This is a genomic window from Anaerostipes sp. (genome assembly GCF_018381315.1).
Classification (GTDB): domain Bacteria; phylum Bacillota; class Clostridia; order Lachnospirales; family Lachnospiraceae; genus Anaerostipes.
Genome location: NZ_JAGZSD010000016.1, coordinates 100,102 through 122,751 on the forward strand (window position 1 = coordinate 100,102; position 22,650 = coordinate 122,751).

Genomic DNA, 22,650 nt, shown 5'->3' on the forward strand with positions numbered 1-22,650 from the left:
AATGCCCCTTTTTTATTTTTAAGTTAATTATAGAAATGCAAAGAAGACCTGTGACCTCTCCTTCACAGATATCATATAAAATTATTAAATACTATTTGATTGTATTACCCTTATATAAAAATGTCAATTAAAGCGTCACTTTTTTGTCAAACTTATAACAAACCAGCCTTATTTTTGTGCACTATGCACAATAAAATTCGTTGATATTTTGGCACTGCACCTCGGTAAAACACGTGAAAAACATTGAAAAAAAGCCACGATTCAGAATTTTCATTCCGAACCATGGCTTCACAACAATTTTGTCTATAATTCCTATTAACCTTGTATGATATTTATTCTTCTCCAAAACAAAAAGTGTCACTCAACCCGTCCCACTTTTGATCCTTTTCTGAAATAATGAGCTCTGTACCATCCTGCAGCGGCCATTCAATCCCAATTTCAGGATCGTCCCATTTGATTCCTCCCTCATCTCCGGGGTGATAAAAGTCTGTGCACTTATAACAAAACTCCGCTTCCTCGGAAAGTACGAGGAATCCGTGTGCAAATCCCTCCGGAATGTAAAATTGTTTTTTATTTTCCGCAGACAGCTCTAACCCAAACCATTTGCCATAGGTCCTGGATTTTTTTCTAAGATCTACCGCCACATCAAAAACTCTGCCCCGGACTACACGCACCAATTTCCCCTGAGGATAATTCTTCTGAAAATGAAGCCCTCTCAGAACTCCTTTTACTGACATAGACTGATTGTCCTGCACGAAGGACATGGAAAGCCCTGCCTCCTCAAAATCCCTCTGATTATATGTCTCCATAAAATATCCCCGCTCATCCGGAAATACGGCAGGCTCAATAATACACAGTCCCTCAATGCCGCAGTCTGTCACTTTAATTTTTCCCATCTGGTCCTCCTAATCCTGTATTTCTTTTAAATATCTGGCCAGGGCATCCTGCCAGGACGGAAGCCTTTCAAAACCATTCTGGTCAAGCTTCTCTTTGCTCATCCGGCTGTTTTCCGGCCTCTTTGCCTTAGCCGGATATTCATCGCTGCTGACCGGGGCTACTTCGATTTCAATGCCTGCCTGTTTAAAAATTTCACAGGCAAACTCATACCATGTGCAGAGCCCTTCATTTGTAGCATGATACCTTCCGTATTTTTCTGTCTCTATCATATCCACAAGGAGTCTGGCCAAATCAAACGTATAAGTAGGTGATCCTGTCTGGTCATTCACTACCGTGATCCTGTCATGTGTTTTTCCCAGATTCAGCATAGTCTTGATAAAGTTCTTTCCGTTGACCCCGAATACCCAGGCGATACGCACGATAAAATACTTGTCCAGGTTTTCTTCAATGGCAAGCTCTCCTTCATACTTTGTCTGACCATATACATTCAGAGGATTCCTCTCATCGTCCGGCTCCCACGGCCTCTCTCCCTGTCCGTCAAACACATAGTCTGTGCTGATGTACATCATTTTAAGCTCCAGGTCACGGCATACCCGGGCAATGTTTTCGGTGCCTTCTGCATTGATCTTCCTGCACAATTCTTCATTATCTTCTGCCGCATCTACTGCAGTATATGCAGCACAGTGGATCACAGCTTCCACATCTGCATCCGTGATCACCTGCCGCACTTTTTCTGCATCCGTAATGTCCATTTCCTGTACATCGACGCCCACAGCCTCGTGATCCCTCTTTTTTAATTCATCCATGACATCATGGCCCAGCTGTCCGGCTGCCCCTGTCACCAATATTCTCATATTTTACTCCTGTTCTAACCTTTTTCCATACTGGTCCTCAAAATAGTTTGCATATTCCCCGGACAGAATATTCTGCCACCATTCCTCATTGTCCAGGTACCATTCAATGGTCTGCCGGATGCCTGTATCAAATGTATACTTAGGCTTCCAGCCAAGTTCTGTCTCTATCTTGGTTGGATCAATGGCATAGCGCATATCGTGTCCCGGCCGGTCCGTCACAAATTTGATCAGGCTCTCCGGTTTATTTAATGCTTTTAAGATCGTCTGCACAACCTCTAAGTTTGTGCGCTCATTATGGCCGCCCACATTGTATACTTCTCCCGGAACTCCTTTGTGGAGGATCAGGTCTATGGCTTCACAGTGGTCAGACACATGCAGCCAGTCCCGTACATTCTCCCCTTTTCCGTATACAGGAAGCTCCTCATCGGCCAATGCCCGGCTTATGATAAGAGGGATCAACTTTTCCGGAAAATGATACGGTCCATAGTTGTTGGAACATCTGGAGATTGTCACAGGAAGGCCGTATGTCCGGTAATAAGCCAGGACAAACAGATCCGCGCTGGCTTTGGAGCTGCTGTACGGGCTGGAGGTATGAAGCGGTGTCTCTTCCGTAAAAAACAGATCCGGGCGGTCCAGAGGAAGATCTCCGTACACTTCGTCTGTAGACACTTGGTGATACCGTTTCACTCCGTACTTTTTGGAAGCATCCAGCAGCACTCTGGTTCCCATAACATTGGTTGTAACAAAAATCCCCGGATCAGTGATAGATCGGTCCACATGGCTCTCCGCAGCAAAATTTACCACCATGTCAAACTGCTCTTTTTCAAACAGGTCCATAATAAACGGTTCATCTGCAATATCGCCCTTTACAAACTTGTAATTAGGCTTATCCTCTACCGGTTTTAATGTCTCTAAATTGCCTGCGTAGGTGAGCAGGTCAAGGTTCACAATCTCATAATCCGGATACTTGTTCACCATGTGATGTACAAAGTTGCCTCCGATAAATCCGGCGCCGCCGGTCACTAAAATCTTCATAAGTTTTCTCCCGCCTTACTTGTCAATATATTTTCCGTTCATTACATCCAACAGGTACTGTCCATATTGATTTTTTCTTAATGGTTCAATATCCTTTAACAGCTGGTCCTTCGTAATCCAGTGCTGAAGGTATGCGATCTCTTCCGGACATGCAATCTTTCTGTGCTGGTGCGTTTCCACTGTTTTTACGAAGTTTGTGGCCTCCACCAGAGACTCGTGTGTCCCTGTATCCAGCCAGGTAAAGCCCTGCCCGAGCAGAGTCACTTCCAGTTCACCGTTTTCAAGATAGATTTTGTTAAGATCTGTAATCTCCAATTCACCTCTGGCTGAAGGTGCAAGATTTCTGGCATATTCCACAACCCGGTTGTCATAGAAATACAGTCCGGTAACACAGTAATTGGATTTGGGCTTTTCCGGTTTCTCTTCAATGGAGATGGCTTTTCCGTCAGAGTCAAACTCTACAATGCCAAACCGCTCCGGGTCATCTACATAATAGCCGAACACCGTAGCCCCTGTCTGCTTATTTGCAGCGGCTTTCAGCCGTTTTGTCAGACCATGGCCATGAAAAATATTATCCCCCAGCACCATGGCTACATTGTCATCCCCGATGAATTCTTCACCGATGATAAAGGCCTGTGCAAGTCCGTCCGGTGACGGCTGGACAGCGTAAGATAACTCAATGCCAAACTGATGCCCGTCTCCCAAAAGTGCCTCAAACCTTGGTGTGTCATCCGGCGTGGAAATGATCAGAATCTCCCGGATCCCTGCGTTCATCAGCACAGACAGCGGGTAATAGATCATCGGCTTGTCATAGATCGGAAGCAGCTGTTTTGACGTAACCCTGGTCAGCGGGTAAAGCCTTGTTCCCGATCCTCCTGCTAAAATAATCCCTTTCATATTATGATACCCTTTCTTTTAATCCGTTATCAGTTAATCATATCATATAGGGTGACGTAACGTCATGGTCAAGAAAAATGTATGCACTGCTGCTTTCATTTACTATTTTCTGCATATAAAAACCCCAGCCTGCTTTGTTATTTTCACAGCACCCTGTGCATCTATTTTCTTTTTGATAAAGTTCTTAAATTCCATATGCCGGTCATTTAATATTTCATTTTGATTCCCATGACAGGACAGGATGTAATCCAGCAGGGGCTCTGCCCTGTCAATGACCAGAGCATCCCGATATTCTTTTTTTTCTATCCCGGAGAAGTATTCGCTGAGGATTTTCTCCCCTTCTTCCAGCCCGAACATATCATAAAGGCTTACTTCCGATAAAGTGATGCGCGGATCAAATTCCTGAGCCAGCATAGTCACTTCTTTCATGTGATCTTTTCCATAAGCGCTGCAGCAGAAGATCCCGCCGCCCTTCATAACTCTGCGGATCTCCTGCAGCGCCTTTTTGAGATTGCCCACATAAAACAGCACATGATTGGCCATCACCCGGTCAAACATTTCCTCGGGAAACGGGATATCCTGGCAGTCAAATTTCTCAAACGAAAAACGGGGCCCATGAATTCCTCTCAGATTCTTTTCTGCATCAGAGAGCATTCCCTCTGAGATATCGGATAATACAATGTTTACTCCGGAAAGTTCCTCTGTCTGTTTGTTTTTCCATATCTGTCCGTTTCCGCATCCTATTTCAAGCACTGATTCAACATTTTGAAAATCAATCAGAGAAAAAAGCCAGGGAAACCATCCCTGGGGATTTACAGAGTACCGGTCATGAAGACTGATGCGGATGTCCAGATTCGTAGAATCCTGATACTGTTCTACCAGCACCCGCTCCATGCTTGTCATGTGAATCAGGCTGAGGATCTCGTTCCAGTCCACCTGCTTTGTCGTCTCGATCACTTTTGTAGTTTTCCTGAGCGCTTCCTCCATCAATTTCAGATGCTCTGTTTTTTTGTGGAGTAAGTCTGCCTGCATTTGGAGAGAGTTGGTGATATTCAGGGCATCATCATTTATTGTCATATTTTTAATCTCTTCCAGAGAAAATCCAAGGTATTTCAGCGAAAGGATTTTCTGAAGTCTTAAAAAATCCTGGTCTGTATACATACGGTAACCGGCGTCACTGCGGAAACTTGGCCTTAAAATCCCTTTTTTATCATAATACCGTATAGTCCGTATTGTTACTCTGGCTTTCCTGGCGAACTCGCCCGTCGTATAATACTGCTCCATGAACTCCTCCATTTCTGTACAATTCCTTGCTTCATTATAAAGGATATCATTTTTCTCTACAAGGCCGCCCAAGACAAAAACCCGCACAGTGTCCATGCCGTCAGACACTGTGCGGGGCTTCGTTTTTCTTCTACATATTTAATTCTTTTTTCAGCTTAGCGATCATCTCTCCGTACTCTTCTTCTGTCAGGAATTTCGGTTCCTCATTCCCGATGGCAAAAGAGCCTCCAAACTCGAAACCGCCTTCATACTTGGGAACAAGATGAAAGTGGAGGTGAGGAAGCTTGTCCCCATAGGCGCCGTAATTGATCTTTGTACATCCCCAAAGCTTTTTAACAGCTTTTGCTGCAGCTGCCACATCGTCTATGTAATCATGTCTCTGCTTCGGCTCCAGATCAAACAGCTCACTTTTGTGTTCCGGGACTGCCACCACACAGCGTCCCAAATGCGCCTGGTCTTTGAACAAATATAAAATGCCTTCCTTCATCTTTCCCACTTCGATCATAAGATCTTTTCTTCCCTGATGATCCGGATCACAATAAAAACAACCTTTTTCTTTTACTGACATAACGTTCTCCTCTTGATTATAATTTGATAATATTATGGGTATATTATATTACTTTCATGATTATAATTCCAGTGCTTTTCATCAAAATATAATTTTCAGGATCGGTTACGATTCTCAGGCCTGTGCTGTCTCTTTAAGAAAGTCTTCAATCATAAACATATTCATACTGTCCGTTACCTTTTTCCGGTTTGTCTTCCATACAGAAAAATAAATTTCATCCAGCGTAAACAAGTCCATTTTTCCCAGCAGTTTTGATGTGTCTGCTTTCAGGCTGAAGGCATATTCCAGTTCTTTTTCCTTTGTACCGTCCTCTTTTTTTGCTGAACGGTAATAGAGAAATGCCTGCTGTACATAGATGCGGATAGACATAGGATCAAAACCTCCCTTAGTTTTATCCGGATCGCTCATTCCGCTGACTGTGCTGTTCAGCTGAGTTTCCATACTCTTAATTTCAGGGTCATCATCTTTTGCTCCCATCAGCTTCTTAACTTCTTCTACCATCTCCTGCACGGTCATTCCCTCCTGTCCGGCAGAATCTGTCGGTGACAGCAGAAGCATCATCACATCCCCGTCTTTTTCAAGTGCTGCAACAAAATGATTTTTCAAAAGGGTAAATTTAACCCCTGCATTGATCCGCACAGGAATTGACACCTCTGTGCCTGCTGCTGTGGTGACTGAGCCTTCTTGTTCCGGCACAACCTCTGTTTTTGGTTCTTTTGTCTCTGGCATAATGTTTCTCCTTTCTTATTTATAATAAATTTTTAAACTTCTCCAGCTCATCTAAAATATCCTGCGGCAGACCCGGTTCCGGTTCAGCCAGGCTGTTCTGCATACCGAAATCTCCTACAAAAAAACCGTTGGCCAGGAATCCTTCTCCATGTTCAAGTTCCAATGAACAGACCTGATCATAGTAAGGCTCATCGTAAATCTCATCCACTTTACAGTACCGATCTTCTTCCATACAAATCTGGTCTGACTCTGTGACCTGCCTCGCCTGTTTCCACCCGCCTTTTGTCATGACCGGATGATCCATTGTCATCTTGATGGTCTTTCCTCCTGCGCTGATAAATTTGAGGATTTCTTCCCTTCCTGTATAAATATTGATGACCTTTTCATATGCCCCGTCTGCAGAGGCAACACAGTCTCCGATCTTTACATCACATATCTGAATCCATCCCCTGTCCTTTGTCTGCACCTCTGCCGTTTTTTCCAGACAGCCCCACAGCAGGTGCATGCATGGGATCTCCACAGTGTTTCCTCCCTCATATTTTTTTGGCACCAGCTGGCTGTCCATCTCCAACGGATACCAGCTGCCGTCCGTGCACTTAAATTCAATATCCAGAGACAGATAAAAATCATCATCTCCCCATGTTCCGTCTTTTTCAATAAAACTATTCCAGTACTGAGGGAAAATCAGTACATATCCCCCGGATGACTTTTCATTTACCTGCGGGTACGGATATGGTTTGTCGTATCCAGGATTCCGGTTCATAGATGCGTCATCCCACTGGGATGCCGGCATCATTTTAATATTGCTGAAATTGTTAAATTGAACAGTGGAATGTCTGGAACTGTAAATATACACACTGCCTCTGACTTCCGGATTCTGTGCAGGCTGCATGCCCGGATCCAGCTCAAACTGCATTGCAATAGGAAGATATACACAAAAGTTATTATTTACCCTGTCAGGCTCCTTGTAAAAGTAATCGGCCAGTTTTCCCTCGTCCCTTCTCCAGTAAACAATATCAATCTTGTTCTTTCCAGATCTGCTGACCGGATGGACCACCTTCCCTTTACCGATAATGTCGATCCCAACACTGCTCAGCGTATTTTGCTGCATTTCTCCCATTTTCATCATCTGGCCAAAGATCGGAAGTCTTATGACATAGTTTATTTTTGCATCAATGCCGTCCAGATCACTCTGCTCCATGCTGATCTCTTCATCAATAATCAGAAAGCTGAACTGTTGAATGGCATAGGTAAACGTCCACGATCTCCCCCGCCGGTTCCGGATGGTCATCTCCGCCATCATATACTGCGGGCAGCCTGATTTATGAATCCTTCCTTTCACTTTCAAGAGTTTTGTCTCCGGCTGATAACAGAGTTTTAACTTCTCGTAATCCTCCCATCCCCCGAAATTGATTTCCTGCCTGGATGCCTTTCTCAATGCTTTTGCCTTTGCATCCTTCTTCTGCGCTGCTGCCATATCCTCATACAGCGCAGGAAGTTCTTCTCTTAGTTTCTGTTCTCCTCCAAACATACTGTCAAGGATCTCTTTTTCTTTACTGCTGAAAAGTTCTGCCTGCATAACATTCCCCTTTCTTTTTCATACTTGTCTGTCTGCGTTCCGCCAAACCCCTCACTTTATTTCAAACGGATAAACCTCTTTAAAATCAATTTCCCCCTTTTCTCCTGCATCACACCGGATGGACAGAGTCACGATTTTTTCTCCCGTTCTGGAAAAAGATGCATGTCCTGAAGCGCTTTTATCAAATGTGTTTCCCTGATCTGAGGCTTCAATGATCACGTCCTTTCCGTCATTGTTCTCAACCCTCCATGAAAGCTCATACTGCTGCCGGCCCCCATTCTGCATCAGCACATACTTAAGCCTCGTAAGTTCCAAGGCATCTTTTCTTCCGGCCTTTACTGTCTTTTCGTCAAATTGAATCTCCTGTCTGCCGGACAGGACGTCATATCTGTATGTACTGTATTGATGATTTAGGATCTGCGAATAGGACGCGCCCTCCACTCTTCCGATCCCGTGATCCAGATATCCAAATCCGGTTTTGGCAAGATCAAATACAAACTTAGTCTCAGTCTCGGCCGCCGTGGGTCCCAAAGGGGATACGTCCACTGCCTTTACAGCTTCCCCTCCGCTTACATTTACCTGAATTTTTTTCTGTACAGTCTCATTGCATGTGCCCTTTCCTGCCCGTAAAATAAAAGTCATGGTCTCATAAATACAGACCTCTAATTCTCCGTCTTTATCCATGTTCCAGTTGTATGGATAAATCACACAGAAATCACAGTCAGCGCAGTTCCACTGAAGCTTCAGAAGTTCCCCCGCTGCCGCTTCATATGTCTTTCCTTCCTCTGTTCCATTAATCTTAAATGAGTGAATTTCCATGGCACCCCCCTTTCCTTAAATGGTTATTTCGTAATCCTTAGACGCGCCGTCCCCAAACAGCTCCACATACATGGTCATCAGGATATTTTCTCCTGCTCCCGACGGTTCCGTACCTGTCAGTATCTGCTGCCAGCATCCCCTGGTTTCCAGGCTTTCACCTCCTTTGATATCATAAAGTTCATTCCGTTCCCTGTCCTGATAAACAATACGGATAGCTTTGGCAACATCCTCCCTCTCAAGTTCAAAAAGCTGCCAGGATACGTCCAGAAGCTGAAAACCTTTATAAAACGTAATCGTCTTCTGAAAATGGACTACATCCGTACATTCCTCTTCCGTTCCGTAGTACACATAACTTTTAACAGAAGTATTTTTTCCCTCTGCATTCATTACAATCGGCTCTCCTTTTGAATATTCAAAGAGATCCTTTTCACCGCTGGAAAACTGGGTTAATACCCCGTTTATTTTGATATTTTTTCCGCAGCAGACGTCCCAGTGCAGTTTCTTCTGCTCATAATCTACTAAAAACTGCCTGAGAAAAAGCGGGACCACCTGAATCATTGTTTCTCTGCTGTCCTCTTTATCACCGTTAAAGGCCTTCAGGATATATTCTGTAGACCTGGAGACCGTGACTTCCATACTGCTCTGGGACGATTCCAGTTCCTGTTCTTTTCCCCCATAACAAAGCAGTATCTTCTCTGCATTTTCTGCACGCCACTTTAAGGTTACTTTTTCTCCTTTCAGGGCGGAGCCTGACTCCGGATAAAAATCCAGGATCCGTACAGAATGGCTCTGTTCTTTTACAATCTCCAGCCCGTATTCCTGATTCTCTTCTTCCATATCCTCCACACTGCACGAAATGGTACAGGTTCCTTCCGCAGCAGTGGTAACTACATTTTCCATAGAAAGATTCATAATTAGATGATCCTTCATTTCCCAGGCTGCTCCGGGAGCCAATGCATAGACCAGCGCCTCTCCTTCCTTATATCGGCAGACATACCAGCCGATGTTTGGGTTTTCTTTTTTTTGATATCGAAGGTTTCTGAATTCTTCTTTGGATAATTCCAAAACGGACCAGCCGTCTACTTTAAATTCAATCTGTTTCAGGTTCCCATATTCCGCAAAATCAGTACTTTTCTTTCCTGCCGGAAATGAAAATTTAATCCGGCTGATTTCCGGTTCCTCATCCAGATCATAGGTCACCTTGATCTTTAACTGATTTTTGACCGGAGATCCCTGACTGTCAGAAATAATCAGCTTATTTTCTCCCTCAGTCTTAAACGTAAATATCCCTTCCATTACTTTCACCCCTTTTCTTCTGCTCCGGCTCTTAACAAGAGCCAGCCTTCCCTGATCTGCTTCCATTCCTCTTCCTGGTCTGTATCCATCCACGGCGGTTTGATATCTGTTTCTTCTGTTCCTTCCCCCGGTCTTTCAAAGGATAAAAAACTCCATTCTTTTTCCATGGCCTTCGGAAGGAACACCTGAAGCTGGCTTTTGGGCGTAATCAACGGCCCGTAATAAAGCGTAAGATAAATATTCTTGAGCGCTCTCTCCGTCCATGCTTCTGAAAGCTTCATCTCCCTGACCGGAAGCAGCCCTGCCGTCATACTGATTTTTCCTGAAGGATGAAACAAAACGGTAAGATTTACGGGGGATTCTGTCTTAGCTGCCTTCACACTCAACGTTGTTTTTTCATCCATATATGGTACTGTCCGGTCTCCTTTTTGTTTTCTCCCGCACCTGTGGAATACGCCAAACCCTTCTCCGTCTCCGTGCAGATAAAAACCTGCTGTTCCGTCTGTCTGGCGTACCTCATCTCCAATGCGCAGAGGAACCTTAAGCTGGTTAAGCAGCGGTTCCTTCCTGTCACTTTCACTGTAAAACATCGGCATTGGCGGCGATCCTTTCACATCCAGCTTCACACTGATTCCTGCCAGCGCCAGCGGCCTGCCCAGATAAGCCAGTACCTCATCCTGTGCGGTGCTCCCGCCGGACCGGCTTGTCCACATACTCTCATCCAAAGATTTCAGAAATTCATACAGCGTTGCCGGTTCCTCCCGGCATGCCTTTAAAAGCCCCTCTGCAAAACCTTTCAGCCTATGGCCCATTCCGGCAAGAATATCTTCCTCCTTCTTTGTCTGCCCCGGCGGATTTCTCAGAGATACTTCATATATGCCGCTTCCGTCCATCTTTGCCACGTTTTGAATACTGCCTGCCATGGACCCGTCCGGGTGGTAAATATGGAGACAGGAGTCCAAAAGATTTACCCAGATCCAGCCATAAACCGGTGATACTTCTTCCCCTTCCTTCATTTCCTCCATAACCCACCTGCTCTGGATACGCAATGGCGCGAGAATCCTTGGCCTCAGCAAAAATCTCGGAGCCGGATTTTCCTTCCCCATGCGAAGATTTTCAGGCAGAATCACGTCCCCCATATCATACTTTTTTACTCTGCCGAAGCTGTCGATCACCCGGATGCGGTCAATCCGTCCCGCTCCGGCCCTGATAGGGTAAAATGATTCCAGAGGCTTTTTCTGATTTTCCTTGATTTTAGACTGGTTCGTGTCTTCATAGAGATCCAGCCCTTCTGCTGCCCGGGACGCTATGGCCGTGATCTCCGGATCCAGTTTCTTGTTCATCCACGGAGCCACTGTCATGCTTTCTTTTCTTGTAACCAGCTTGTCATGAAAGCCGTCCAGGGTCTGGGATAAAACTTTCATTGCCGCAATCTTTTGGCTCATATCTTTGTAGGAATCATCTGACAGATAACTGCCGAACATTCCGGACAGATGATCAGACCCGTAAGGCGACAAAATACATCTTCCGGTAAAAGCCTCGAAATATTCTTCGTCTATTCCCGGTCCCTCATACTCATAATCCGTCTCCTTAAGACTCCAGCTTTTCAGATTTACCCTGTCCTTTCTTATATTCGGGTCCGGATAATATTTCATGCTCCACTCCAAAATCAAAGGGTTCCAGGAAGGTTCCCACACATAATTTCCTATAGAGCTTGGCAGACTGCCTCCGTTTAGGTTTTCATGCACAGAAAGGCAGTCTTCTATCTGAACAACTGCATGGGACATAAGCCTTGCATCCTGCGGTTTCCCGTAACGCCTGAGCAGGGAACGGGCCGTATAAAAAATACACCCCTCTGCAGTCAGCACACCTTCCTCCACAAGTTCCTCCAAAACCTCTTCTTTTATGTGCTGTGTTCCGGCCAAAAATTCCCGGCCTGAAACCTTTACTTCCTCCCCCTGCGTCACTCCCGGAATCCTGACAGACACCTGACGGATGATCTGGTCTCTGGTCCGCTCAGGAATCTTTCCGTCAGTCTTATAACTTTCCAGGCGTTTATAAATGCTGCTCTGATCTGCCCCTTCCAGAAGAAACGTCAAGTCCCTTGGCTTCCAGTATCTTTCCCCGGCTGTCTCAAGCAGTGACTCTTCTTCCTCTAAAAGAGCGCTAAGCTTATTTGTCCTGTACTGTTCCCGTTCATATTCCTTCTTTCTGTCAGCTTCCAGACAGCTGATCTCACCCAGCCTGGCCGCAATTCCATTTTTCGCATCCTCCAGGAATTCACGGCTCATTGCATACTTCCGCCAGAGCAAAAAGATTTCCCTGCGTTTTTCTTTGATCTGTTCTTCATATTCCTGCCGGCATTGTCTGCATTCGGAGATCTCTTCCAAAAGCTCCTGCCTCTTTTTCAGGTATTCTGCATCCTTTCCCTGAATCTTCAGCTTCTCAACAGACTGCTCCGGGGAAAACTGGTGCTGCTTGATCTTTTTTTCTGCTTCCAGTGCGCCGTCAAGCTTCTCCCACTCAGAAAGGGTACCGAAAAACAAATGTTCCAGCACCTTTTCCATTTCCGGCTGCTTCAAATAGTAACTGCAGAGTGCTGCCGCAGCTTCCTCCAGAGAATTTCCCACAGCTGCATTAGGCATATTTGTCCCCTCCGGCATTCCGGTTTCATACCGGCCGTCAGGTCCTGTCCATTTGATGCCGGTTATAATTCCATGACATACCGTATGATCTTCCGGGTTCTCATTCTCTGTCCAGCCGGATACCATATAGGTAAGCCTGGCAAAATCAGCTGTCCCTTTTCTGATCTCAAGATCCAAAAGGCTGTCATAACAGCCCAGGACATTTTTACATTCCGGATAGTATCCGCTGAAATGGGGTTTTCCTGTACTGACTGCAGATAAATGTGGGAGATGTTCTCTCTCAGAAGTGATTACCCCGTCGTAGTCTCTCATTTTTCCCAGAAACCTGTAAGGTTTTTTTACATCATCCCATCCGATGGAAGAAAACTGCTTATCACTGTCGGGATAATCCAGCAGAAGATCACTCTCTAATATCCAGTTTTTCCGCAGAAGGACCGGTTCCTTTCCTTCTCTTTCCACCACAGCGATCCTGGTTACAGACCATCGGTTTGGAAAATCTGGATATAGAATATCTCCGCCCTCTTCTTTCTGGCTTCCGTGGGTAAATTCCTCCGGAAGAATGAAGTGCAGATGAACTCCCGGTTCCTCCTGGCTGCTCATGCCGGTAAATGTTCTGCTCTGCAGATCATCTCCTGTGGGAACTGAAATCAAAGTCCTGTAATTTTCATTGATATTGGCCATAGGGACGTCTCTCCCTGTGCCGAACAAAGCGGCCTCCACATGGATTGGAAGGAGGCGCACATCTCTAAGGTTGTCTGAAATCCTCAACTCAGTACCTCCCTTCTGATTCCTGCTCTGTTTTGGCAATACGGAAAACACCGGTCTGTGCATTCTGTATCATTTCCAGCGCAAATTCTGCTGATGTCATCCGGTCAAGCCCGGCAGTCTCTTTAAGGCTCTGCGCAGAGGCCTTCACATCGATCACCCTGTCCTCTTTCGATTTCCATGTAAGTTCTGCCTGCCTGTCACTGAGCCTGCCTTCGTCTATGTCTCTGACTGTTTTTTTCAAAAGACCGTCCTCGGTGAGAAACCCAAAGTGGAGGCCTTCCGGCGGCTGCGCAATTTCCAGCCTCCTGATCTCACCTTTAAAGATCCCCAGAAGAAGCCGGCGTCCCAGTGTTTCAATCCGAAGTGCCGTCAAAGGTTCCCCGCCTTCCCGCCGGCTGTAAGCCCGGAATTCAAGTCCCCTGAAATTTTCCACCAGATCGGAATTCAGTAAAAATCCGCTGATAACCTCCGGTATCTCCCCGTTTGTATTAGCAATCTCCTTTTCCTGGAGCTTCATGCGCACCTGTTCATTTTCCTCTAATGCACGGCGGTAAATCTCTGTGATCATTTCTGTGTCATGGGAATAATCAATGGAGGCATTCCTTCCCACACTGCAGATCCCGTCCAGCATAGCAAGCACCCAGTTATGATCCGTCTGAAAGAAATTTAAGCTGTCCGGTTTCAGCATATCCGGCACCGGAAACAAGTACGCTGCCGGCACATGATAAAACAGGCTGGCCTCTTTCAGAAGGTCAAGCACCGGCCCCGGAAATGTCTCTGACGTTAGTCCTTCAAAATAATCTGCACGGTTGTTATTTCCCCGGATCCACTGTCCCATGATCCTCATCTCCTTCCTCCGGCGCCAGCTGCTCTGCCGCATAGATACAAGCATTTTTAAGCTGCTCTTTCACATCTTTTCCCTCTGCCGGAATCTTTTCTAAAAGCTGTTCCTGCTGGGCATTTCTTGCTGCCTGAGAACAGTTATGAAGCCTCCATGAAACCAGCCTGCTGCACACCGACAGATTATTAAATGACACCATTCGCCCCAGCTGCCACGCACAGGCATAACTTACGTCCATCATTCCGCAGTCAGGATCAAAAAAGTAAAACTCATCGGAAAAAATCCGGTATCTTGGTTTCATCTGCTGTTCCCCATATGGGATCCAGGGGCCCCGGTACCAGGACACCGTTTTGCTCCCGTCCCTCAGATCATGGTTGACAGGACAATATCCCCTCTTTAAAATATCCAGAAGTTCTTTCTCTTTTCCTTTTTCCTCTGCCGGCCTTCTTAAAATTCCAGGTGAAAGCTTTTTTATGGCAGCCCTGAAATCATACGGCTCTTTTGTAACGGTAAATTCCCACGTATACAGACAAATCAGCCGTACAAACTCTGCATTTTGTGGTATCGTTATTCCTTCATACTCCCGCAGGGAAACCACATATGCCCTGTGCGCCAATTTCTCTTTCTTATCTTCCGGTTCTTTGGGATACCGGTTGGATACCAGACAGGAAAAGGTTCCGTCTTTTACAAGAGGATCTGTGACCTTGTCGTCCAGCCTTACCTGCCTCACATGGGTAAGGATTTTTCTTTCCTCAGAATCTGTCCACAGCTTTTGGTATAATGCCAGAGGAATATCCACAGCCTCGCAGGTCTCATCCCCGGATTCAGAATCGCTGTCCTGTATATTCAGCCTGCCGGAAGCAAAGATTTCCGGACTGCCCGGACTTCCGGCTTCTGATATCTTTAAAGTCCTTTTTGACACCCCCTCATTCTCGGTACAGAGGAAAAGCGCAAGCCCCGGACTTCCGTCCGCACATCCAAATTCCCATGGCAGTGTCCCCCTGTTAAAAACAATATGTGGAAGACAATGTCCAAACTCTCCTTCGCTGCCCGGGGCCGGATGTACGGAATAAACCTCATTGGGATCCATTGAAAATCGTTTTGCAGAAACCGCCAGTTTCAGTGTCTCCGCACTTTTTTTCCTGCTTCCGCCCTCTGTAATCCCTGTATCCAGTTCCATCCAAAGTTCGTAAAACCCGCTCTTTATTTCCGGCAGGTCTTCCTCTCCAAAGCGCATGCTCACATCCATATCCGGCCTCCTTATTTCTTATCTTCCCTGCATCCTGTGTTCCTCTGCTCCATAGGTGCAGAGAGAATCTCGTCTAAATGCCGGGCAAAGTTCTCCATATCAACCTGATTCTCTCTTCTCACCCCATATTCCTGCATACCGGAAAGCCAGCTTTTTCTCTTCTCATTTTCTGCTGCTGTTTTTTTCATATCTCCGCCTTCGTACTCTTTTTTCTTAAGGTGCTGCACAGGTTCCCAGTTATAATAATAGGGACAGTCATACTCTTCATTTTTCAGCAGCTGTGAAAGCCGGTACCATCTTTGTTTTCCTCCCTGATCCGGTGGTATACAATGCCCCGTCCTTTCCCCTCCGCAGATGGAAAGTCCCATACAGGCATCCCTGATCATTTCCTGATTCATATCCGGTTTTCTTGTGTTCCACAGTGCTCTGGGCACATTTTTACAGACCGGGCGAAGCTCTGTGTCAATCAGTGTTTTTCTTCCGTCTGCCTCACATTTGACAATCTGCACAGCCAGCACTGCATGCAGACCGGAGATCCCCATGGGATATACTCCGAGCGCCGAAGCGGATTGTTCTTTTTTTATTCCGTTGACGGTTACAGCCTCCACCGGCATGGCACTTTCTATTTCTATCTGAAACTGTCTTGCACTTATGTAATGATATGTCATTCCCCCAATCTGTTTTTTGCCCAGATATCCGCCCAGCGGGTTCATCCTGGCCAGCTTCAGCGGACCTCCGCTTTTTTCATTGACATCAGAAGAGGATATCTCTCCTTTTACACCTCCGCTAAAATCCGGAAGAAACTCTGTATAAAACTGCTTCCAGCCAAGTTTGGGCGGCTCGTTTTGATTCCCCGAATTAAAACGGATCGTGAAAGAAATGATGAACCATTTAATATGTGCAGTTCCGGAAAATTCCGGCCCCCACAAGTGCAGGTCCGCACCCAGTTCAATCTTAAAGGTTTTATGAATGAATAAAAGATCAAGCCGGTAGGACGCCCCTACACTCACTCCTATGGAAATATCATAGTGAAACGGCTTCCATTGGATCAGAAAATCTGCATATGCATGACACCACGCCTTAAGTTTGCCTATATGATAGTTTAATTCCAGCTTTCCCCCTGCCATGAGACAATTGGGGGTCAGGGCAAAATATGCTTCCCCGATAAGTTCCAGATGATCGCTGATCTTCCAGTTCAGTCCTACCCGGTCTACTGCCGGATAATGCCCCCGTGAAAAGGACGGATGGTAACCGCCCACTGAGAGTACAAAGTCTCCCGCATACTCTCCCTTAAACCAGGAATAAAATGCAAATCCGCCTGTCAGCCGGGCATCTCTGGAAAACAGGTAGGAATCGTTTGACATGGCTCCCTCGATAAGAAGGATACCGTCATCCGGCGAGAAAACCGCTCTCAGGTTCAGACATCCGTAAACAACCGGATCTGCACATTTCGGCGGGAGAGATATCTCCGACGTTCCGAGCAGAGAAAGTTCAAACCTTGTGCCGAATTCTACATTAACAATGACTATGGATTCTACGATGCCAAAAGATGTAAACTTCACCCCTGCAGTCAAAAAGTTCATGCCCTCACAAGGCTCCACATCATTGCTTAATGTATTCAGTACCTCTGCGGCCCCGGTATCCGGTTTTAGATTTTTACTGGTGCCTCTGGCCGCAGCTACAAAAGGAAAATCCTTTACCCCTGAAAGAGGCGGTATCCTGATCCTGCGGTTCAGACCGAACCCTGCGCACAGTCCTGTAATATAAAAGCACGGAGGTCCTCCGAATGCGTAGTCAAGCATGAGGTACACAAAAAAGGATGGTTTATCTGTCTTTTCTGTAAGGCCATAAGACCCGAGGGCAAGAAATGAAAATTTTTCATAGGCAATGGTCAGCTCCCCGTTATAAAGCCGCCCGGGTTCAGCAACATAGAGTCCACCTGAAATCAGAAGCGGAGGCTTTTTTACCGTCACTGCCATTCCCTTTAACCCAAACTGAAACTCAAACTTCGGGCCCGGCTTCATGCCCACGGTCAGTTCCATGAACTCCAGAGTCAGAATAGAGATGGTGATACCCGCATCCACACATACCTGTATGGCCCCGTCCTGAAATGCCCCTCCTACCCGCCTGATATAACAAGGGCCAAGCTTTTTATTCAGTTCCATCCAATGAATGCTGCTCTTTTCTTCTTTTAACGGAGCCGGCGGCTTGGATTCATTGATTTCCTGGAACGGCGGCTTTACCTCCTCATCGCCGAACTTAAAACCTGTCCCTGAAATCCTGGCTTCTATAAGGCACTGTCCCTGGAACCCTCCCTGTTTCTGATAAGATGCCTGCATGTAGTGGACCTTGATCAGATCCTGTTCTCCCATATATTTACCCATCACAGGCAGATCGTGAAGCATGCATGAAATTTCAGGATACAGTCTCAGGCTGTAAATGCCCTCCTTCATTTTTGCGGCAAACACAATCCTTCTGTTTTCTGAGGTGCTGATCTCCATGAGTATCTGTCTCAGTTCGGACTTATACATAATCCCTGCCCGTTTCAGCTCCATTTCCCAGTTAAGGAATTCAGGCAGGCTGAGAGACAGACTGTTCTGTATATCCGAAAGGCTCAGCTTATGATGCTTTTCGTTTTCCCATCCTGCGCCAAGACAAATGCCTTCCTCCCCATAGATAATTGATGCCCGGAAAGGTTCCCCGGCAATATGAATCCCTGTCTGAAGAGCTGCCTGAAGCTTTGCTTCCTCTGCCACGCCATCACCCCCGCCTGCTGCAGTGTTTCATACAAAAATAAACAAAAAGATCCCTCAGTATCATGAAGGATCTTCAAAATTTTATATTCCAATATTTGTGCCTGTTCAACCCCGGATGTCATATACGATTACGAAGACCCTGCAGTTTTTACAATGCTTGTCTTTTACTATATCGGGCTCCGAATTTAATTACAACCATATTCTGTCAATAACCAATCAGAGACAGTGAATGACTGATTTTTTTGCAGAACTGGTCAGAAGGTCATAATATTTCTATTCTGTATCTGGGCAACCGCTCTTAATACCTTTTCTTTGATTTCCCTGTATTTTTTCTCAGGTATCGGCAGTTCAATTTCCTGGCGGATCAGCAGATGATATCTTTTGATGCCGGTGATATACATACTGTTCACAACAAAGCTTCTGTGAGTCTTTATGAAGCCTTCTCCTGCTTTTTTCTCCAGCTTAGAGATGGACTCACTGGAGAGAATGTCCCCGTGCAGACAGTGGATCACACTGTCTGTATTTTCTGCTTCTATATATAAAATCTCTTTATTCCATATGACATGGGTCTGATTGTGTTTCCCGCAGACAATCAGGCGCTTCCTCTTTTGGCTGAGCATTTGTTTTACATACTGAAAGGCTTCTTTCCCTGCTGTATGGGGGAAATATTCGTCTTCTTTCTGAAATTCAATGGGATTTGATACATGGAAATGAAGCAGGCGAAACTGTCTGTCCTCTGTCTGCCATATGAAAGTTATGCGCTGTACTGCGCTCAGCAGCTCCCTGCTCTCCGGAGTAGTAACCACCCTCATCCATCCTGCCACAATATAAAGATTGTCATTGTTTGCAACTGTCTGAAACTCCTTTTCAAGAATCTCGCATCTGGGCACATCAATATTTCTGATATACGAAGATACGTTATCGTATCCGTTGATATATTGTCCGTCTGCAGCCCCGATCCATGTCACGTCTGAATGTAACTTGTTAATGATCATTTCCGGATTCTGGTGATAGAACTCCTCCAGCACCTGCCTGGTCAGTTCTTCTGCCTGATTACAAAATGAGATCATATCCAGTCCTCCTTTTCGCTCTCACAGGAGCATTGCTCCCGTACACTTAAGTCAACAGCCTGTATTCTCTCTTTTCCATTATATCACATTCAGCATTTCTCACTTAAAATCCATGGATAAAAATTACATTTCTGTACCGACAGGCTGTAAATCCGGCCGAACTGCAGCTTGAAAAACTAAATTTTTATATATAATAAAAGTCAGGTTAGATGTAATGTCCAATTACTTTGACACTTTTTTTATTAAATCCTTACATGAATTTTTTCCCATTGAATTGGAAACATTCTTTATTCTTTATATAATAGTTATCATACGAATGAAATATACAGCACAAGGAGAAAAGCAATGTCATTATTTTCTGAAAAACTGTCTTACTATATAAAAAAAACAAGAGTGACACTGCTTTACTTGTCTTCCGTCAGTGATCTGGATGTCAGTTATATATCCAAAATCAAAAAAGGAGAGAGGCTTCCAAGAAAAAAGGACTTACTGATCCCTCTGATCAATGCCCTGAGGTTATCCCCTTCTGAAAAAGAAGACCTGTGGAACGCTTATAAAGTCTCCTTTATCGGAGAAGACCGTTTTCTGCAGTATCAGGCTGTCAAAAAGTTTTTTTCCTCTATTTCCGGAACCGCCGGAGAGCCTGCTGTCTGCCGTTTTCAGCATAAAATTCCAGGCAGCTCTGTTCATTACGGAAAAACAGATGTGGACCATATTGTAAAGGCTGTGATCGAATCCGAATGTTCAAAGGAAAATGGCTGTATCCAGATCGTTGCTCAGCCGGATTATCAGTTTCTGATGGAAGTTCTTTCTTCCATAAGTCTTGGGTGTCCTCAGACGGAGATAACCCAGCTTATATGTCTCCAGACAGGTTCTGAGGCCGACAAGCTGGCTTACAACGTGGAAAGTCTGCGGTCTATGTATCCGCTGCTGTCGTGTTCCGATTCCTACCGTGTCAAATATTATTATGATGACATACCTGCTCATATCAACCGGATGAATGTCATGCCGTTTTTTATTCTGACCACTGACTGTACGGTCTCATTATCTGCTGACTATACTTTAGCCGATGTCTCCTCCAACCCAAAACGGCATAAACTTTATACTTCAATTTTTGAGCAGATGTTTTCCTGCACGGACGATTTGATTTTTCATGAGTATAAAGTCAATATGATACCCGGCAGCAAGAAGTCTGTTTCTAATAAAGCCTCCTTTGCAGAACTTTCCGCATCTCCATTTCTGCTTCCTTATTATTCCGAGGAAGCCTTAACAGAAATGGTCAGAAAGGATATTCCTGATTTCTCATCTGTTGTGGACTCAATTCTTTCATATGCAGAAAAAATGAGGTATATCATGCAAAACTCCTCCAATTTTCTCAGTTTTTTTACCGAAAAAGGACTCACAAATTTTTTGGACAACGGATATCTGTTTGGATTTTGTGAGGAATTATTTTATCCCATGAAAAAAGAAGATACAATCTCTGCGCTGAAAAAGTTCAGCTCGAAACAGGAGCTTAACCATCATACTCCTTTGCTGCTGAAGCCCGGCTGCATGACGCTCAGCAGCAGTTTCAGAATCTTTTCAGACTCCGGGTCCAATACAGTGTTTTTTCTTACAGAGAAGCCCTTCTCTTTAGCTGAGCAGAGCCTGGCTGTTTCTATAAAAGACTTCTTAAAGTACATTGTCCACAGCGATGAAGTATACTCTGCTGCGGACACCGTTAAATTCATTCATAAACAAATCCTTTCTCTGGAAAGACAGTAAAAAAGCCGGGAAGCTGCTTCCCGGCTTTTTGCTGCTTAAATATATTTTCTCTGGGCTCTTTTTCCAAACCATACAGACACACTGGTCCCGATGACCCAGCCGATCGGCCAGGCCGCCCAGATACCAGTAGCACCGAACGGAACAGACAATATGTAAGAGAGCGCAACTCTTGCAATCAAATCTGCGAATGTGGATGCCATAAACCCCTTCATCTCACTCATACCGCGGAGCATTCCGTCACATACAAATTTTACGCTGACTAATGCAAAGAACGGGGCATTGATTCTCAGGAAAGCAACTCCCACTCCCATACTTCGAACAGCCTCAGCTGAGCTTCCTTCCAAAAACAGCCCCATAGCCTGACGGCTGAAAATCAGGCAGATTACAGAAAATGCCGCCGCCATAGCTACAATAATTTTAAGCCCTGCCGCTGTTCCTTCCTTCGTCCGCTGCCACTTTCCTGCCCCGGCATTCTGGGCCGTAAAACTGGACACGGCGTTTCCAATAGTTCCAAGCACTGAAAGGATAAAGATCTGTATCTTAAACCCTCCGGAATAGCCTGCCACAACCACCGAACCGAAACTGTTGATGCGCCCCTGTACAAACAGCTGTCCAACTGACACAAAAGACTGCTGCATAATACTCGGAACTGCGATCCATGTCATTTTCCTGAGCAGCAAAGGACTGAACTTCTGATAGTTTCCCGCCTGTATCTTGGCATTCTTTTTAAATACGGTCACCACCGCAAGAACGGAAGCAATCCCCTGGGCAATAAAAGTTGCCCAGGCAACCCCGGCTACTCCCATTGAAAATGTGGTGACAAACAGCACATCAAGAATAATATTCAGCACTGATGAGAAAATCAAAAAAATCAGCGGCGTGACAGAGTCTCCCAGTGCTGTAAAGATGGCATTTGCTCCGTTGTACAGCATCAGGAATAAAATCCCCATTATATAAATCCTCAGATACAGAGCTGAATCCTCAAATATATCGGACGGAGTGGACATGGCACTCATCATCCATCTGCATCCGATCAGCCCTAATACCGTCAGAATAACACTCATAATCAAGATCGTAATGACTGCTGTAGAAATGCAGCTTTTTACTCTTTTATACTTTTTAGCTCCGAAAAAACCTGAGATTACAACATTGACTCCCATGCCGGTTCCCACGGCAATGGCAATAAATATGACTGTGATAGGCTGTGAGGCCCCTACCGCCCCAAGTGCGTTTACTCCAATAAACCGGCCGGCCACAATGCTGTCCACGACACTGTAAACCTGCTGGAAAATCATACTTAAAATCATAGGGAGCGCAAATTTTCCAATAACCTCAAACGGTTTCCCTACTGTTAAATCCTTCATTTTTTCCTCTCTTTTTGCACGCATGGCACACTTTTTACGAGTTTTTCTGCACTATCTCCAGTCGGCTCTGGAAAGGCCTCCTTCCGACAGTGAAGAAAAACTTATCACTCAAAGACACCTGCTGTTCTATGCTTATCCTTCTCCAGCAGACATTATGTCCATTTTGACCAGTTCGGAGGCCTTGCATTCGAAGGGATGTTAGTTTTTCTTCTTGAAGCAAAGATTCGGAGGCGGT

18 protein-coding genes are annotated in these 22,650 nt (G+C 45.4%); 1 reads left to right on the plus strand and 17 read right to left on the minus strand.

The features are described from left to right. Positions 1-332 precede the first annotated feature (332 nt). The 15 genes from rfbC to KH180_RS12395 all read right to left on the minus strand — a co-directional run bounded on the left by rfbC (position 333) and on the right by KH180_RS12395 (position 19,287). Positions 333-896, minus strand: coding sequence for a dTDP-4-dehydrorhamnose 3,5-epimerase (gene rfbC, locus KH180_RS12325; protein WP_290760776.1), 564 nt, complete (start codon positions 894-896; stop codon positions 333-335). Between the two features lie 9 nt (positions 897-905). Beyond that, entirely contained in the window at positions 906-1,751 is an 846-nt protein-coding gene (gene rfbD, locus KH180_RS12330; RefSeq protein ID WP_290760777.1) for a dTDP-4-dehydrorhamnose reductase, read from the minus strand. Positions 1,752-1,754: 3 nt separating this feature from the next. Further along, entirely contained in the window at positions 1,755-2,786 is a 1,032-nt protein-coding gene (gene rfbB / locus KH180_RS12335) for a dTDP-glucose 4,6-dehydratase (protein WP_290760779.1), read from the minus strand. A gap of 15 nt (positions 2,787-2,801) precedes the next feature. Continuing rightward, entirely contained in the window at positions 2,802-3,683 is an 882-nt protein-coding gene (gene rfbA / locus KH180_RS12340) for a glucose-1-phosphate thymidylyltransferase RfbA (protein ID WP_290760781.1), read from the minus strand. A gap of 102 nt (positions 3,684-3,785) precedes the next feature. Further along, on the minus strand, positions 3,786-4,967 hold the full coding sequence (locus KH180_RS12345) for a MerR family transcriptional regulator (RefSeq protein WP_290760783.1): 1,182 nt from the start codon (positions 4,965-4,967) through the stop codon (positions 3,786-3,788). 130 nt (positions 4,968-5,097) lie between these two features. Then, positions 5,098-5,535, minus strand: a complete 438-nt coding sequence (locus KH180_RS12350; protein ID WP_290760785.1) for an HIT family protein — start codon at positions 5,533-5,535, stop codon at positions 5,098-5,100. Positions 5,536-5,649: 114 nt separating this feature from the next. Beyond that, positions 5,650-6,264: a hypothetical protein gene (locus KH180_RS12355; protein WP_290760787.1), complete on the minus strand. Its 615-nt coding sequence runs from the start codon at positions 6,262-6,264 to the stop codon at positions 5,650-5,652. A 19-nt stretch (positions 6,265-6,283) separates the two neighbouring features. Continuing rightward, entirely contained in the window at positions 6,284-7,843 is a 1,560-nt protein-coding gene (locus tag KH180_RS12360; protein ID WP_290760789.1) for a Hint domain-containing protein, read from the minus strand. A 51-nt stretch (positions 7,844-7,894) separates the two neighbouring features. Further along, a complete protein-coding gene (locus tag KH180_RS12365; RefSeq protein WP_290760791.1) occupies positions 7,895-8,662 on the minus strand; it encodes a hypothetical protein in 768 nt (255 codons plus the stop codon). 15 nt (positions 8,663-8,677) lie between these two features. After that, a complete protein-coding gene (locus KH180_RS12370) occupies positions 8,678-10,024 on the minus strand; it encodes a hypothetical protein (protein WP_290760793.1) in 1,347 nt (448 codons plus the stop codon). Continuing rightward, complete coding sequence (locus tag KH180_RS12375) at positions 9,964-13,371, minus strand: hypothetical protein (protein ID WP_290760795.1); 3,408 nt, start codon at positions 13,369-13,371, stop codon at positions 9,964-9,966. The genes KH180_RS12370 and KH180_RS12375 overlap by 61 nt, the downstream gene beginning before the upstream one ends. A 1-nt stretch (position 13,372) precedes the next feature. After that, positions 13,373-14,209, minus strand: coding sequence for a hypothetical protein (locus KH180_RS12380; RefSeq protein WP_290760797.1), 837 nt, complete (start codon positions 14,207-14,209; stop codon positions 13,373-13,375). Next, positions 14,184-15,461 (minus strand): hypothetical protein, encoded by a 1,278-nt coding sequence (locus KH180_RS12385; protein ID WP_290760799.1) that lies wholly within the window; start codon positions 15,459-15,461, stop codon positions 14,184-14,186. The genes KH180_RS12380 and KH180_RS12385 overlap by 26 nt, the downstream gene beginning before the upstream one ends. Positions 15,462-15,472: 11 nt before the next feature. Further along, on the minus strand, positions 15,473-18,217 hold the full coding sequence (locus tag KH180_RS12390) for a DUF6603 domain-containing protein (RefSeq protein WP_290760801.1): 2,745 nt from the start codon (positions 18,215-18,217) through the stop codon (positions 15,473-15,475). A gap of 254 nt (positions 18,218-18,471) precedes the next feature. Further along, entirely contained in the window at positions 18,472-19,287 is an 816-nt protein-coding gene (locus tag KH180_RS12395; RefSeq protein ID WP_290760803.1) for a LytR/AlgR family response regulator transcription factor, read from the minus strand. Between the two features lie 345 nt (positions 19,288-19,632). On the opposite strand from KH180_RS12395, the gene KH180_RS12400 reads away from it, so the two are divergent. Beyond that, entirely contained in the window at positions 19,633-21,051 is a 1,419-nt protein-coding gene (locus KH180_RS12400; RefSeq protein WP_290760804.1) for a helix-turn-helix domain-containing protein, read from the plus strand. A gap of 35 nt (positions 21,052-21,086) precedes the next feature. On the opposite strand, the gene KH180_RS12405 is transcribed toward KH180_RS12400, so the two are convergent. Further along, positions 21,087-22,415 carry an MATE family efflux transporter gene (locus KH180_RS12405; protein WP_330624549.1) on the minus strand — a complete coding sequence of 443 codons (1,329 nt, stop codon included), beginning with the start codon at positions 22,413-22,415 and terminating at the stop codon, positions 21,087-21,089. A gap of 34 nt (positions 22,416-22,449) precedes the next feature. Continuing rightward, positions 22,450-22,650, minus strand: a 201-nt coding sequence (locus tag KH180_RS12410) for a hypothetical protein (RefSeq protein WP_290760808.1), incomplete at its 5' end; no start/stop codon positions are given.